The organism is Rhodococcus olei (assembly GCF_039540555.1).
Lineage (GTDB): Bacteria > Actinomycetota > Actinomycetes > Mycobacteriales > Mycobacteriaceae > Rhodococcus_G > Rhodococcus_G olei.
Map to the genome: position 1 here is coordinate 1 of NZ_BAABFB010000046.1, position 12962 is coordinate 12962.

Genomic DNA, 12962 nt, shown 5'->3' on the forward strand with positions numbered 1-12962 from the left:
CGGCGGAACCGAGATCAGCCTCGACGTGCCGTGGCGCAGGCCGGGGGCGCCGAACGGCATCGACGAGCGCCTGAGCGTCGCGATGGTGGACCACGCCCGCGAGCATGGCGGCGAGCGGGTGTCCCTGGCGTTCGCTGCCTTCCCGGAACTGTTCGACGACCGGAACCGCCGCTGGTCGCGGCGGGTGCTCTACAACGTCGTCCACCTCGGCGACCCGCTGCTCGAACTCGAGTCCCTGTACCGGTACCTGGCCAAGTACCACGCGCTCGGCGAGCGTCGCTACGCGCTGCTGAGCCTGCGGATCCTGCCGATCGCGGCGTTCGCGGCGCTGACGCTCGAGTTCGCGCCGCACCGCGCCGGACACGGGACCGACCACTGAGTACGGACAGTCAGCGGCGCTCGCCCCGCACGACCGGCAGCAACTGCACCTGCCGTAGCGGGGTCGGCGTCTTTAGTGCGATCGACGTCGACGAGCGCAGGACGTGGCGGCCGTCGACGATCTCGTTGATCACCCGCTGAAGATCGGCGTGGGTGCGGGCGACCACCCGGACCAGCCGGTTGCCGGACACGGTGGTGGTGTTGGCCTCGCGTACCTCGCGGATCGCAGGCGCTCGACCAGTGCGTCATCGACGTCACCCAGCGACAGGTCGAGGGCTCCATGGGGCGTCCGTGGTCTGCATCGACCTCCTGTGCGGGGACGGAACTTCCTGGACCGGCGCCAGAATCACGATCTGGCCGATCGTCTCGTGCACTCGGTTCGAAGGCGTCGGTATCGGATGCGGCGCGGCCCACGAGCGTTCCCGGTATCAGGCATGGTCGGCCGGGTCGTCGTCCATCCCTGGCTCGGAAACTCCATCCGCACAGCTATTTCCAGCACAGCCATTTCAGGATTGAACGAATATCGAGGGACCCCGTCGTGGCCATCCTCATGCTCGCGCTCATCGCCGCAATCAAAACCGGAAGTACAACCACACGCAGTGGTTGATGATCTCGACCGGGTGGCGGCGGCCTGTACGACGGCATTGGGGTGGTCACGCCGTATTCTCCCGGTTTGCCGCGTTCAACAACGTGACAGTGCCGTCGGCAACGGGTCCGGGACGTCGACGGTCACGCGGCGGGGTCCGAGTGGGCGAATACCCACCCGCGGAGGAGTAGGAAGCGGATGCCCCCGGCGACGGCGCTGACGGCGATGACGAGTGCGACTTGCACGATGCCGTCGGCGCCGGGGAAAGCCCGGTGCAGCAGGGCGAGTGCGGCGGAGCTGACGGCGAGCCCGATCACGGCGAGGGCGCCGCCCTCCCACTGTGCGACGAACCAGTGCACCCGGTCGGCGGCCAGGAAGGTGAGGCGTCGGTGCAACTCGTTGGCGAGCATCGTGCTCGTCACGACGCCGACGAGGTTGGCGAGGAACGAGCCGTACACGTCCAGCACGAGGAACGCGAAGGCGTACAGCACGTTGCTCGACGTGCCGACGAGCGTGAAGCGGGCCAGTTGGGCGAGGACGCCGTCGGCCCGGCCACCTTGAAGGGGAGGGGTGGCCGGGACGAGGTCGTCGTGGAACTGAACGGTCATGTCGGTCAGCGGATGAGGACACCTTTGCCGGTATCGGATGCGGGACCACCGCCGAGGACGCCGGCCACCTGGTCCTCGCTCAGTCCCAGCTCGCGCAGCCGGTCCCAGACGGCGTCGAACTCGACGAGCTTGGCGTTGAGGTCGTCACGAAGCCGGTTGACCTCGTCCCGGATCCGCTCCGCCTCGTCGATCGCCTCGAGGGTCTCCTCGGGTTTCGGCAGAAGCATCGTCAGGAGACGGTCGCGGGCATCGGCGCTGAGCTCCGCGAAGGGCTGCTGCTGGTCGGCGGGTGCCTGGTGCCGGCCACGGCCCCACTCGGCGGAGCCGATGGGCGCGGTGTCCGGCCCGGGTGCATACGACCGGTCGGGTCCGAACTCCTGCTCCCAGTCGAGGTCGGAGACGGCGGAGTAGTCCGGTTCCACCGGTTCCTGCTCACTTGGCAGGTCGATGGTGCGACGCAGCGGGCGGTTGGGGAGCAGCAGCACGGCGATCAGGGTGACCACGGCGCACACCGTGGCGATCAGGAAGATCCGGCCCGTGGCGTCGCCGTAGGCGGCGCGGACGACTGCCTGCACCGGGGCGGGCATGGACGTGAGGTTCAGGCTGCCACCGCCGCTGCCTCCACCCGTCGGGATGCCGATCTTCGCCATACCCGCGGCGGAGAGGTCGGCGACGCGGGTGGCGAGCACCGAACCGAGCACCGACACGCCGATCGCGCCACCGAAGGTGCGGAAGAACGCGACCGAGCTGGACGCCGCACCGATGTTCTGCACGCTGACCGTGTTCTGCACCGCGAGCACCAGGTTCTGCATGAGCATGCCCATGCCGAGACCGACGACGGCGATGTACACGCCCACCAGGGTCAGGTTGGTCTCGTGGTCGAGCGATCCGAGCAGCGCGAAACCGATGACCAGCAGGATCGAACCGCCGACGACGAACGGCTTCCACTTGCCGGACCGGGTGATGAGCTGTCCGGACCCGACGGTGCCGACGAGCATCCCGGCGACCATCGGGATGGTGAGCACACCGGCGACGGTGGGGGTGTATCCCCGTGAGGTCTGGAAGTACTGGCCCAGGAAGGTGGTCGCGCCGAACATGCCGACACCGACGGCGATGGACGCGATGATGGCGAGACCGGTGGTCTTCTCGGTGATGATCCTGAGCGGGATGATCGGAGCCTTGGCCCTGGCCTCGACGAGCACGGTGGCGAGCAGCAGCAGCACACCGGCCCCGACGTACATCGCGGTCTCCCGGGAGAACCACTCGTAGTAGCCGGCCTTGCCCGCGAACGACACCCAGATCAGCAGGATCGAGACGCCTGCGGTGAGCAGCAGTGCGCCGAGCCAGTCGATCGAGACGTCTTCCTTGCGCTCGGTCTCGATGTGCAGGGTGCGCTGCAGCAGGAAGAGGGCGATCACGGCGAGCGGCACGCACACGAAGAAGGTCCAGCGCCAGCCGAGCGGGCTGTCGACGATGACGCCGCCGAGGATCGGGCCGCCCGACATCGACACCGCCATGACGGCGCCCATGTAACCGGAGTAGCGGCCGCGCTCACGGGGAGCGACGATGCTGCCGATGATTGCGACGACGAGTGCGGTCAGACCGCCCATGCCGACGCCCTGGATGACGCGCGCCGTGAGGAGGACGGGCACGTTGTGCGCGAATCCGGCGACGATGGAGCCGATCACGAAGATGACGATGGCGCTCTGGACGAGGACCTTCTTGTTGAACAGGTCGGCGAGCTTGCCCCATATCGGGGTCGAGGCGGCGTTGGCGAGCAGGGCGCTGGTGATGACCCAGGCGTACGCGGTCTGGGTGCCCTTCAGGTCGCCGATGATCGTCGGCAGCGCGGTGGCGACGATGGTGCTGCTGAGCAGGGCGGTGAACAGTGCCGCGAGCAGGCCGGCGAGGGCCTCGAGGATCTCGCGGTGGGTCATGGCCACCGATTGCTCGCCCGGCGGCCGTAGTGCTGTTTCAGTCATACGCTGTGTGTTCCAATCAGATTCGAGCGCGACACGACGCGGTGCCCGGGGTCGAGAAGTGTTTCCTTGAGGTGCCGGATGGAGGCGAGAGCCGCGGATGCCTCGGTCTCGTTCCATCCGCTCAGCTTCCGGAGCAGTCGCTCCGCGCGCTCGGTGCGCATCTGCCTGACGTACGCCTGTCCTTCCTCGGACACCCGAATGCGGAAGGCCCGCCCGTCGCTCGGGTCGTGGTGCCGGTCGACGTACCCGATGTCCACCAGATCGGCGATCTGACGGCTGAGCGAGGACTGGCTGACACACAGGTCCGCGGCCAGTGTGTTCTGCCGGCACTCTCCGCGTGACGCGAGGACGAAGAGGACGCCGGTGAGGGCGGGCGGCAGGTGGCCGAGGCTCTCGGTCGCCAACGCGTCGCGCAGCACTCGGCCGAAGAGGAAGACCTCGTCGACGAGTGCCTCTGTGGTGTCCAGGGAGACCCGGGCCGCGGGGGACCCGGCGGATGCGGACGACACTGACATGGAAACCTCTGGGGAACGACTTGTTTGCTACATGCAACTATATGCATTGTTGGCGCAACCAGGTAAGCCCTGGGGGTGTCTGTTCCGTCACAGCCACCTCGGGGCGACTGCGCGACCCGGTCGGCCACGGCGTCGGTCGGGGACCGCAACCGGCCAACTGTCGCTGAAGAATCCCGGCCAGAGAACGTCGAAGATCACTGAGTGCGTCAGGAAACGAGAGGTTGCCGACGGACCGTCCCGACTGCGCCCGGGGTGGCAGTATCAGCAGTCGGGCCGAGACTTCGATGAGAGGTCTCGGCTCGCAGTTGCAGGGCGTTGTCGGTACGGCGCTGGGCGTTGTGAAGTGGTTCAACGGCGAGAAGGGCTTCGGATTCATTGCGCCGGACGACGGCGGCGCTGATCTCTTCGTGCACCACTCGGAGATCTCGGGCAGTGGCTTCAAGTCGCTCGATGAGAACCAGCGTGTGGAGTTCGAGGTTGGCCAGGGGGCAGAAGGGTCCGCATGCGCCCAGAACCCGCGGCCTGTTTGACCGATCCGCGCGGGGCCGCGTCCAGAAAGCTGTTTCGCATCCCGTTCGCATCCGACGTCGACGGTGACGGGTTGTAGCACCGCAACCTTGCCCTGCATGACTTGGATGAACATCCCTCAGGGGCGGCATGCCCCTCGGCGCGCGCAACGGTGGCCGACCCGTCGCGGTCGTGCGCCGGGCGACAGCCGGCGGCCCGCGGCCGCGGGCACCCGATTTTCCCCCGCTCCGCCATGCGGCACATGGGCGACGCAGACAGGGCACGGACTCGGCTGGATGCCGAACGGGCCGAATACATCCCGCGACGGGAGGCGACTCGATCCGGGGATGAACTCTCAGTCGCGCGATCACCGACGGGACCGAGCGCGGAGCCGGTCAACCAACCGCTGGTGGTGCGCTGCCGGGTCGCGATCGGGGTGTCGTTGCCGTGCCGGCCGCGGCGCCGCGGGCCTGCTCGCCGACGAGTCGGCCGCCGTGCACGCCGCCGCCCTGGCCGCACGGACCGCCCCGGTCCGTTACGCCCTGGCCCGCGAGCAGCTCCGCGTCCGGGCCGCCTCCGACGCAACCCTCGAACGTCACCGGGCCTGTTCCTGCAGCGGCAGCGCGCGCATGACACCGGACGGTAGGTCTCCCGGCGCAGCGTCGCCCGGATCGTTGTGCCGCGGCGACGACTGTTCCGGTCGGTCGGCCGGACGGTCCGGCCTCCGAGTGGTGGGGTTATTGCGGATCTCTTTGAAGCAGAGCTGCTTTCGGATTCTGCTGTACCGCGCGAGGCTTGTGGCGACTAGGCTGAACACCGGCTGGCGAGGGAGTCGCGGCCTTGCGGTGCCGGGGTCTTCGTCGGCGAATTCTGCGGGAAGAGTCGAAGATGAGTGAGTCCAAGCACACGAGGATCGAGAACATCAACGAGGGCGCGAGGAAGCCGCTGTACGCCGCGGTCGGCGCGGGCGATGCCGCCGTCCACGCGGTCGCCGACATGGTCGGGCGGGTTCGTACGCAGGCCAGGGACGGCGATGCCCGGAACGCCACGCAGTTCCGTGAAAGGTTCACGGCGTTACCGTCCGAGGGCCAGGAGCAGATCGCGGCGCTGCGTGAACGCCTGGCCAGGCTGCCGTCGCAGCTGCCCGAGGACCTGGCCGCACTGTCCCACAGGTTCACCGCCGAGGAGCTGCGCCGGGTCGCCGACGAGTACCTGAGGGCCGCGGTCGACATCTACACACACCTGATCGAGCGGGGAGAGCAGACCCTCGAGCGGCTGCGCGGCACAACGCATCCCGGCGACGATCGCGTCCAGGCCCAAACCGAGGAGACCCCAGCGGAGGAGGCGCCGGCCGAGGAGGTACCGGCGGAGGAGGTACCGGCGGAGGTGCCGGCGGAGGAGACCCAGGCGGAGGCACCGGCGGAGGAGGCGCCGGCGGAGGAGGCGCCGGCCGAAGAGGCGCCGGCCGAGGAGACCCCGGCGGAGGAGGTGCCGGCCGAGGAGACCCCGGAGGAGGCGCCGGCCGAGGAGACCCCGGCGGAAGAGGCACCGACGGAAGAAGCATCACCCGAGGATGCGCCGGCCGAGGAGGTACCGGCGGAGGAGGTACCGGCGGAGGTGCCGGCGGAGGAGACCCAGGCGGAGGCACCGGCGGAGGAGGCGCCGGCGGAGGAGGCGCCGGCGGAGGAGGTACCGGCGGAGGAGGCGCCGACGAGCTGACCCGAAGGCGCAAAGGTCACGGGCGGTGGCCGGATCCTCCCTCTGGTGGGGTGTCGCGTGGATCGCCAGGTCGGGCTGCGGTGTCTCGACGCTGATCGAGGACAATTACCCGTTCTGGCTCCACGTGGCCGCCGGAGCAGCTCTCGCACCGCCCGATCGTCACCGCGCCGGCCGTCACGCAACGCCCTGCGCCCGCTCGTCCAGCACGGCGGCCATCGCATTGCCGAAGCCGTCCGGGTCACCGATCAGCCAGCCGTGACATCCGGCGACCGTGAGCACCGGCGGATTGCGCAACGCCGCGCGCAGCGACTCGAAGCTCGCGCGCGGGATGAACGTGTCGCTGTGGCTCCACAGCAGTGTCACCGGCAGCCCGCGGTCGGCGAGTTCGACCAGCTCGCGCCGTAGGTCCGCGGTCCGGGCGAGGTCCGCGATCCGGAGAACGGCACGTGGGTTGCGCACCGCGTTGACCACCGCGTCGATGGCGATGGTCACCAACGCGGACACGGGCGGTCGGGTCGCCAGGGCGTCGCCGGTCGCCGCGGCGCCCCATTCCCACAACGGCCGTTCCCGGATCGGGCGCACCCGTCCGTCGGCGGGTGACCACGCGGCGCCGCCGACCGAGTTGATCAGCACCAGCCGCGCCACCCGGTCGCCGAGGTCGTGGGCCGACTGGATCGCGACGCCACCGCCGAACGAGTGGCCGACGAGGGTCACCGGCTCGTCCAACCCCAGCGCGTCCAGGAACGCCGCCAACCAGTGGGCATAGCCGGCCAGGTTCCGTCGGCGCGGTGGGAGTTCGGGGGTCCCGCCGAATCCGGGCAGCGCAGGCGCGTACACCCGCACACCCATGCCGGACAGCCGCCGCAGTGCGCCCGCGTAGGTGCGGTGCGTGAGGCCGAACCCGTGCAGGAACACGACGGGCGAGCCGTGGCCCACCACCCCGTACGCCACCGGGTGGCCTCCGACCGCGACCTCTCGCCAGGACATCTCGGCGGTGACGCCCGCTTCCGGGCGGTGTTGCGGCTGGTGCTCGTACATCGGGAACCTCTGGGGTGACTGTGGTGAACCGGATCACAGGGTTCCATCCGCGTCGACCAACCCGCGACGGTAGAACTACCGGGGCCATATACCTGTCTTTCCGGTAGGTACTCACCTCCCCGACCTCATCGGCGCTGGTCACGGCCCCGCCCTGGGACCCGGTGCGGTGTGCGTACGCGAGTGAACTCGAGCTTGGACAGCACGTGCTCCTCCACCTGCCGCTGCACGGGCGCTGGGAGATCAGCAACGTTGCAGTGATCGCCATGCTGGTCAGGCCCCCAGCCACCAGATCGGCCACCTGGCGCTTCCGCGGGGGCCAGGGACCGTTCGTCTGGTCACTCCTGTTCGGCGGGACTGCCCGACCATGAGGAGCTGTACATGATCGCAACCATCGTCCGCCGCGGCATCTACGGCCAGTGCGTGGAAGCTGGGAACCAGTTCCGAGGGTGTCGGCGCGGTGTGCTCGCGGACCAGTGATCTGTCGCACGTCCGACTGTGACCGCGCAGTAGGTCCTCGTCGAGGTCGTGCCCTGCTCGTGGCAGATGTGCAGTCGACGATGTGGCCGCCCGGCTCGTGGCCCGCGATCGGCAGCGAACTGAGACGCCTGTTCGAATCGGTTCGCGACATCCGGGGCGGCGGCACCACGACGACGGGCGCGCTCGACGTGGCCGGGGAGACCGTCGTGTGTGACTCGGCGGTCAGGACGCCGGGCGCGGACGGCGGCACCGCACACGGGCCGCTCGCACGACGGACTCGACCGCGTCGCCATCCCGGTGGCCATGCAACCCGACTCGGCCCCACTTCGGCAACCTGGGTTCAAACGGTCGTTGTACCTGCTGGCCGATCTCGGGAGTTGCACGGCCGCCGGATCGCCCATCTTCAACCTGCTGATTCCCCTTGTCTGACACCGAGCTTGCCACGCAGACTGGATGCGTTCACGCAGAGCCACCAGGGCCTGCTCGTCGACCCGGAAAGCCTGCTGAGCCAGTAATCAGGAGGGACCTCCGATGCCAACTCCCAGCCCCGGCTATTCGATCACTCTTCGCGTGCAGGCGCCGGTGGGCACCGGCACCACTTCGACACTCGCCACGGCGATCGCGTCCGTCAAGGGTGCGATGACCGCGCTCGATGTCGTCGAGAGCCACCCGAACCACATGGTCATCGACATCACCTGCGACGCTTCGGATGTCCAGCACGCCGACCAGATCTCCACCGCCATCGCCGAGGTGCCGGGGGTGACCGTCGGGAAGGTCAGCGACCGCACCTTCCTGCTGCACCTGGGCGGCAAGCTCGAAGTGGTCCCCACCGTTCCGCTCAAACACCGCGACGACCTCTCTCGCGCCTACACCCCGGGCGTCGCCCGAGTGTGTAGCGCCATCGCGGACAACCCCGAGGACGTGCGCCGCCTGACGATCAAACGCAACACCGTTGCGGTCGTCACGGACGGATCCGCGGTGCTCGGGCTCGGCAACATCGGCGCTGCGGCGTCGATCCCGGTGATGGAGGGCAAGGCGGCGCTGTTCAAGCAATTCGCCGGTGTCGACGCGTGGCCGGTCTGCCTCGACACCCAGGATCCGGACGCGATCGTCGAGATCGTCCGGGCACTCGCGCCGGTGTACGGCGGCATCAACCTCGAAGACATTTCCGCCCCACGCTGCTTCGAGATCGAGGCCCGGCTGCGTGCAATCCTCGACATTCCGGTGTTCCACGACGATCAGCACGGCACCGCGATCGTTGTGCTCGCCGCCCTGACAAACGCGCTGCGCGTGGTCGACAAGTCGCTGACGGATGCCCGGATCGTGGTCTCCGGGGTCGGCGCGGCCGGGCACGCGATCATCCGGCTGCTCACCGCGCAGGGCGCCACGAACATCATCGGGTGCGGCCGCAAGGGGATCCTGTCACCCGACGACACCGCCGACGAGTTCCGGGCCTGGATCGCCGAGAACACCAATCCCGAAGCCCGGACCGGAACCCTGCGGGACGCACTGGTCGAGGCCGACGTGTTCATCGGCGTCTCCGCACCGAACATCCTCACCGGCGACGACATCGCCACGATGGCCGACAAGTCCATCGTCTTCGCCATGGCCAACCCGGTCCCGGAGGTCGACCCCGTCGCCGCCGGCGAACACGCCACCATCGTCGCGACCGGCCGGTCCGACTTCCCGAACCAGATCAACAACGTGCTCGCCTTCCCCGGCGTGTTCCGCGGCCTGCTCGACGCACACGCCGTCGACATCACCGATGACATGCTCATCGCCGCCGCCCGCGCGATCGCCGACACGGTGAAGCCGTCCGAGCTCAACGCCACCTACATCGTGCCGAGCGTGTTCGACGCAGCGGTGGCGCCGGCGGTCGCGGCGGCGGTGCGAGACGCGGCGAGGAGGAGCGCAGCCCGCTGAGCGAGTCACCGGTCCGTGGCCGGTGCCCGCCGCTCCGGGCCCGCCTCTCGACCACACCTCGCGGCCGGCGTTCGCGCCGGGGGAGGGTGCGGGGTTGTCCTCGGGGCGGCGGGGTGAACCAGCGTGTCGGGGCGTGCACGGCGGCAGGATCGAGGGAGCCGGCCCCTCACGGCGGGCTGGTGCATCGAGGCAGGGGAGTTCTCGGTATGGCGCAGGGCAGCGTGAAATGGTTGAACGCGGACAAGGGATTCGGGTTCATCGCCCATGACGGCGGCGGAACGGACGTGTTCGTGCACTACACGGAGATTGTCGACGGTTCACCGGTCATACTGAGCTGATGCGAGCTTCCGCCGTCGCCGCCGGCTGCCGCACACGAGCGATGCACGGCCAGCCGTTGTCCGTGGTGGTCGGGCTCTACGCCGAGCACGCGCGACGCGCCGCCGTCACCAGCGATTTCGTCACCGATGACGGTTTCCGGCTCGGTCGGTGGGCCGACCGTCAGCGGATCGCGCGGGCCGTGGGGACACTGCCACGTCGCCGCGAGGTCGAGCTGGATGCTGTGGGATTCGACTGGCGGGTCGATCCGGTGCCGCAGTCTGACGTCACACGTCTGCGGATGCTGACCGAACTCGCCGCATACCGTGAAACCCACGGCACTGCCGAGGTCCCGGTCCACTACACGACCGACGACGGGGTGCGGCTCGGGGAGTGGCTGTATCGACAGGTCAAGAGGTGGCGCACCGGTGTGCTTCCCGAGGATGAACGGGCCGTCCTCGAACTGTTCGGGGTGTCGCCACGACCGCGGCGGAGAGGACCGCGCCGCGAGGTGCCGCGCACCTGAATCCCCGCGCCCCACCGAGCCTCGGTTGGCGCGTTGTCCTGATCGCGTGTCGCGGTGAGCACTCGGTGGATGGGATTCACAGCGGCAGCCTCCAGTGGTATGCGCGGAAGTCCTGGGGCGTGCTGGTGTGGATGAATGTGCTGTTCGATCGCCTGTGTGGCAGTACTCGCGGGTGTCTGGCCGGTGGCTCAGCGAGACTCGTCGGTGTGACGGCGACGTTCCTCGAAGCGGGCGCGGTGGCGGTCGAGGACGGCGTCGGTGTCGGACTGGATCTGTCGGTGTCGACGCGCGATGGTGTAGCGGGCCGGGGCGCTGCGCCGGCGTAGCCGTTCGGCGCGGTCCGCGGCCGCACCGTCGGCGAGCAGGCGCGCTACGGTCCGGTCGCAGTCGATCAGGAGCCGCTCGTACGCCAGACGGGTGGGGGCGCTGTCGTCGAGGATCGGTTCGAGCACGGCGATGTGCAGGAGGTGGAACGGAAGCCGGGCCACCCGGTATTGGAAGCGCAGTGCCAGGCGTGCCGCGGACCGGACGCCGTCGCGGTGGTGGCAGCGCCGCTGACTGCCCACCGGATCACCCGTCGGCGGCACCCGGTCGACCGTCCCAACCCGCTGCGGTGTCGTGGGCGCAGTGAACGACGGCTTGGCCGTTGACATTCACGACCACCGCGGCGGTGTCGTCGGGGCACCGGTGGCTCTGGCCATCTGATCGGCTCGGCCCGTCGGCCGCGCCCCGTATGAGGGCGACGACTCCGATGGCGGCCGACAGCACCGCAGCCAGCAGGACGACGTTGGTCACCGCACAGCCTGCCGTCGCTGCGCCCGGCTGCGGTCCGGCTCGCCCGGTTCGTCGGCGAACATCGCCGCGATCCGGCGCTTGATCTCGGCGGTGGTGATCGCCGGCGGTCGTGCCGACGCGGCACCGGTGACCGGTGCGGAAGGGGTCGGGCTCGTGCTCACAGAGTTCACTTTCGATTGTCGGGCAGCGATCGGTGCTGCCGCGGTGATGGCCGGTCGTCTCTGCCCCTGCGATGTCGCCGGCACGGGTGGGTGGGAAGTCGTTCCGGCATCGGATCGGTCCTCCCCTCGGTGTGGAGACGGCCGTTGGTGTTCCGGTCCGCGGGGTCGACGTTTGTGTCAACCGGTTACAGTTAGATGTGTTTCAGGTCACAAAGCGGTTGTGTTCCGTTCTACCCCACTGGAATACCGCACGCCACCCCTCCCGGTTCGTTTCTCTGGGCCGACCTGTCGATCCCTCGACGAGGAGCGGTCGACATGGCGGTGGTGTCGGGGTGTATCGGCGCGAGACGCTGGAGGTGATCCGGGCTCGTCCGGCTTCGTGGGCGTCCGGACCTGCCCGGGGGACCGGCCTCCGGCGACACCGCGGGCAAAGGTGGCTCGAACCGCAGTCCGGCGAGGTCGCGCCGACGACGGCGGTCGTGCGGCTTTCCTCGAACGCCGCCGGGCGGCACCGACTCCGGAGCGCCACCTCGCGCGCAGCATCGAGTAGCGCGAGGAATCGGTCATCACCAGGAAAAACATCTGGATGGTCGTCGGGCTCGGGTCCGCCGCGCCCTCGTTCGGGTGTCCCGTTGATCCGGAGTCGGACGTCTGTTCCACCGGGGTTCGGGTTGCGAACCCGCGTCACTGCCCGGCAATATCGTGCGGCAGGCCGTGGCCACCAGTTGGCGTTGACCGACCGGCCACCGCGATGCGGCCTCGCGGGATTCGAGAAACGCTGTGCGGAAACGTGATCCCTGACCCTGTCGATGGTCGGGGCGTGCCGCCCGATCCCCCGACTCGGGGGTGGCGCGGGCGCCCTGCCACCCGGGGTGGTCCGGGTGGCAGGGCTCACCTACTTCGAGGTCGACCGTTGAATTCGGTCCGCGTGAGTGACCGTGCAGCCACGTTGCCGGTCAGGGCCGCGACGCCCGCTCGGCGGTGCCCGCCCGCTGGTCGGCGGGGCCACCCTTCAGAGGAGAAGCGATGAAGATTCCGATGTGGCTCGGCGCCATCCTGGTGATCGCGCTGTCGATCGCCGAGGCAGCTCTCGAACTCGAGCGGAGGGCGGTTGGCGCGACGACGCGGGCCCTCATCCGCGGCAGGGGCACGGACACGCCCGAGGGCCTGGCGAACCTCGTCTGCGTCGAGGAAGCGTCGCCGCTCCCCGTACCCGCCGGGCGCTGACCGCTCAAGGTGAGAACACCCGACATCCCGAACGGCGAACAATCGGACCGGAGCCTCACCGCCGTCGACGAGGCCGCGCGGAGGCGGCTCCCGCCGCCTGCATTCCGGGTGCGCCCGCACCCGGTCGGCGGGGGAGTGATTCGCCCCGGGTTTCTTGGAGGCTGATGACCCGGAAGGATCGGCATCATGCCTGCACCGAGGAAGT

General features: G+C 69.3%; 13 protein-coding genes and 2 pseudogenes. 7 read left to right on the top strand and 8 right to left on the bottom strand.

Annotated features, from left to right (window positions below; all coding sequences use genetic code 11):
- On the top strand, positions 1-379 hold a 379-nt coding region (locus ABD951_RS14555), incomplete at its 5' end, for a phosphatidylglycerol lysyltransferase domain-containing protein (protein WP_345345989.1).
- 10 nt (positions 380-389) lie between these two features.
- Here the strand turns inward: ABD951_RS14555 and ABD951_RS14560 are convergent.
- The 5 genes and pseudogenes from ABD951_RS14560 to ABD951_RS14575 all read right to left on the bottom strand — a co-directional run bounded on the left by ABD951_RS14560 (position 390) and on the right by ABD951_RS14575 (position 4069).
- Positions 390-602 (bottom strand): Lrp/AsnC ligand binding domain-containing protein, encoded by a 213-nt coding sequence (locus ABD951_RS14560; RefSeq protein ID WP_425569855.1) that lies wholly within the window; start codon positions 600-602, stop codon positions 390-392.
- Between the two features lie 351 nt (positions 603-953).
- Positions 954-1035, bottom strand: a pseudogene (locus ABD951_RS28690) (IS6 family transposase); the annotation flags it as partial.
- Positions 1036-1107: 72 nt separating this feature from the next.
- Complete coding sequence (locus ABD951_RS14565; protein WP_345345993.1) at positions 1108-1572, bottom strand: GtrA family protein; 465 nt, start codon at positions 1570-1572, stop codon at positions 1108-1110.
- A gap of 5 nt (positions 1573-1577) precedes the next feature.
- Positions 1578-3554 carry an MDR family MFS transporter gene (locus tag ABD951_RS14570; RefSeq protein ID WP_345345995.1) on the bottom strand — a complete coding sequence of 659 codons (1977 nt, stop codon included), beginning with the start codon at positions 3552-3554 and terminating at the stop codon, positions 1578-1580.
- Entirely contained in the window at positions 3551-4069 is a 519-nt protein-coding gene (locus ABD951_RS14575; protein WP_345345997.1) for a MarR family winged helix-turn-helix transcriptional regulator, read from the bottom strand. Before ABD951_RS14575 ends, ABD951_RS14570 begins: the two co-directional genes overlap by 4 nt.
- A 284-nt stretch (positions 4070-4353) precedes the next feature.
- Between ABD951_RS14575 and ABD951_RS14580 the strand changes: the two genes are divergently transcribed.
- Positions 4354-4599, top strand: coding sequence for a cold-shock protein (locus ABD951_RS14580; protein ID WP_345345999.1), 246 nt, complete (start codon positions 4354-4356; stop codon positions 4597-4599).
- A gap of 865 nt (positions 4600-5464) precedes the next feature.
- A complete protein-coding gene (locus ABD951_RS14585) occupies positions 5465-6295 on the top strand; it encodes a heparin-binding hemagglutinin (protein ID WP_345346001.1) in 831 nt (276 codons plus the stop codon).
- Positions 6296-6469: 174 nt separating this feature from the next.
- Here the strand turns inward: ABD951_RS14585 and ABD951_RS14590 are convergent, their stop codons facing one another.
- Positions 6470-7282: an alpha/beta fold hydrolase gene (locus tag ABD951_RS14590; RefSeq protein ID WP_345346013.1), complete on the bottom strand. Its 813-nt coding sequence runs from the start codon at positions 7280-7282 to the stop codon at positions 6470-6472.
- A 1059-nt stretch (positions 7283-8341) separates the two neighbouring features.
- Here ABD951_RS14590 and ABD951_RS14595 point away from each other — a divergent pair.
- From ABD951_RS14595 to ABD951_RS14605, 3 genes and pseudogenes are all read left to right on the top strand, one after another.
- On the top strand, positions 8342-9733 hold the full coding sequence (locus tag ABD951_RS14595) for an NAD-dependent malic enzyme (RefSeq protein ID WP_345346003.1): 1392 nt from the start codon (positions 8342-8344) through the stop codon (positions 9731-9733).
- A gap of 206 nt (positions 9734-9939) precedes the next feature.
- Positions 9940-10041 (top strand): annotated as a pseudogene (locus ABD951_RS14600) (cold-shock protein); the annotation flags it as partial.
- A 29-nt stretch (positions 10042-10070) separates the two neighbouring features.
- On the top strand, positions 10071-10574 hold the full coding sequence (locus ABD951_RS14605; RefSeq protein ID WP_345346005.1) for a helicase associated domain-containing protein: 504 nt from the start codon (positions 10071-10073) through the stop codon (positions 10572-10574).
- A 188-nt stretch (positions 10575-10762) separates the two neighbouring features.
- On the opposite strand, the gene ABD951_RS14610 is transcribed toward ABD951_RS14605, so the two are convergent.
- Positions 10763-11227 (bottom strand): hypothetical protein, encoded by a 465-nt coding sequence (locus ABD951_RS14610; RefSeq protein WP_345346007.1) that lies wholly within the window; start codon positions 11225-11227, stop codon positions 10763-10765.
- Between the two features lie 138 nt (positions 11228-11365).
- The gene (locus tag ABD951_RS14615; RefSeq protein ID WP_345346009.1) at positions 11366-11530 is read right to left on the bottom strand and encodes a hypothetical protein; all 165 of its coding nucleotides are present in this window, start codon (positions 11528-11530) and stop codon (positions 11366-11368) included.
- Positions 11531-12556: 1026 nt separating this feature from the next.
- On the opposite strand from ABD951_RS14615, the gene ABD951_RS14620 reads away from it, so the two are divergent.
- On the top strand, positions 12557-12757 hold the full coding sequence (locus ABD951_RS14620) for a hypothetical protein (RefSeq protein ID WP_345346011.1): 201 nt from the start codon (positions 12557-12559) through the stop codon (positions 12755-12757).
- The last annotated feature ends 205 nt before the right edge of the window (positions 12758-12962 follow it).

Excerpts from the sequence above, each read along its gene's own strand:
- ABD951_RS14610 (WP_345346007.1), bottom strand. The coding sequence starts at position 11,227 with ATGTCAACGGCCAAGCCGTCGTTCACTGCGCCCACGACACCGCAGCGG.
- ABD951_RS14585 (WP_345346001.1), top strand. The coding sequence starts at position 5,465 with ATGAGTGAGTCCAAGCACACGAGGATCGAGAACATCAACGAGGGCGCG.
- ABD951_RS14605 (WP_345346005.1), top strand. The coding sequence starts at position 10,071 with ATGCGAGCTTCCGCCGTCGCCGCCGGCTGCCGCACACGAGCGATGCAC.
- ABD951_RS14565 (WP_345345993.1), bottom strand. The coding sequence starts at position 1,572 with ATGACCGTTCAGTTCCACGACGACCTCGTCCCGGCCACCCCTCCCCTT.
- ABD951_RS14590 (WP_345346013.1), bottom strand. The coding sequence starts at position 7,282 with ATGTCCTGGCGAGAGGTCGCGGTCGGAGGCCACCCGGTGGCGTACGGG.
- ABD951_RS14620 (WP_345346011.1), top strand. The coding sequence starts at position 12,557 with ATGAAGATTCCGATGTGGCTCGGCGCCATCCTGGTGATCGCGCTGTCG.
- ABD951_RS14580 (WP_345345999.1), top strand. The coding sequence starts at position 4,354 with ATGAGAGGTCTCGGCTCGCAGTTGCAGGGCGTTGTCGGTACGGCGCTG.
- ABD951_RS14570 (WP_345345995.1), bottom strand. The coding sequence starts at position 3,554 with ATGACTGAAACAGCACTACGGCCGCCGGGCGAGCAATCGGTGGCCATG.
- ABD951_RS14575 (WP_345345997.1), bottom strand. The coding sequence starts at position 4,069 with ATGTCAGTGTCGTCCGCATCCGCCGGGTCCCCCGCGGCCCGGGTCTCC.
- ABD951_RS14595 (WP_345346003.1), top strand. The coding sequence starts at position 8,342 with ATGCCAACTCCCAGCCCCGGCTATTCGATCACTCTTCGCGTGCAGGCG.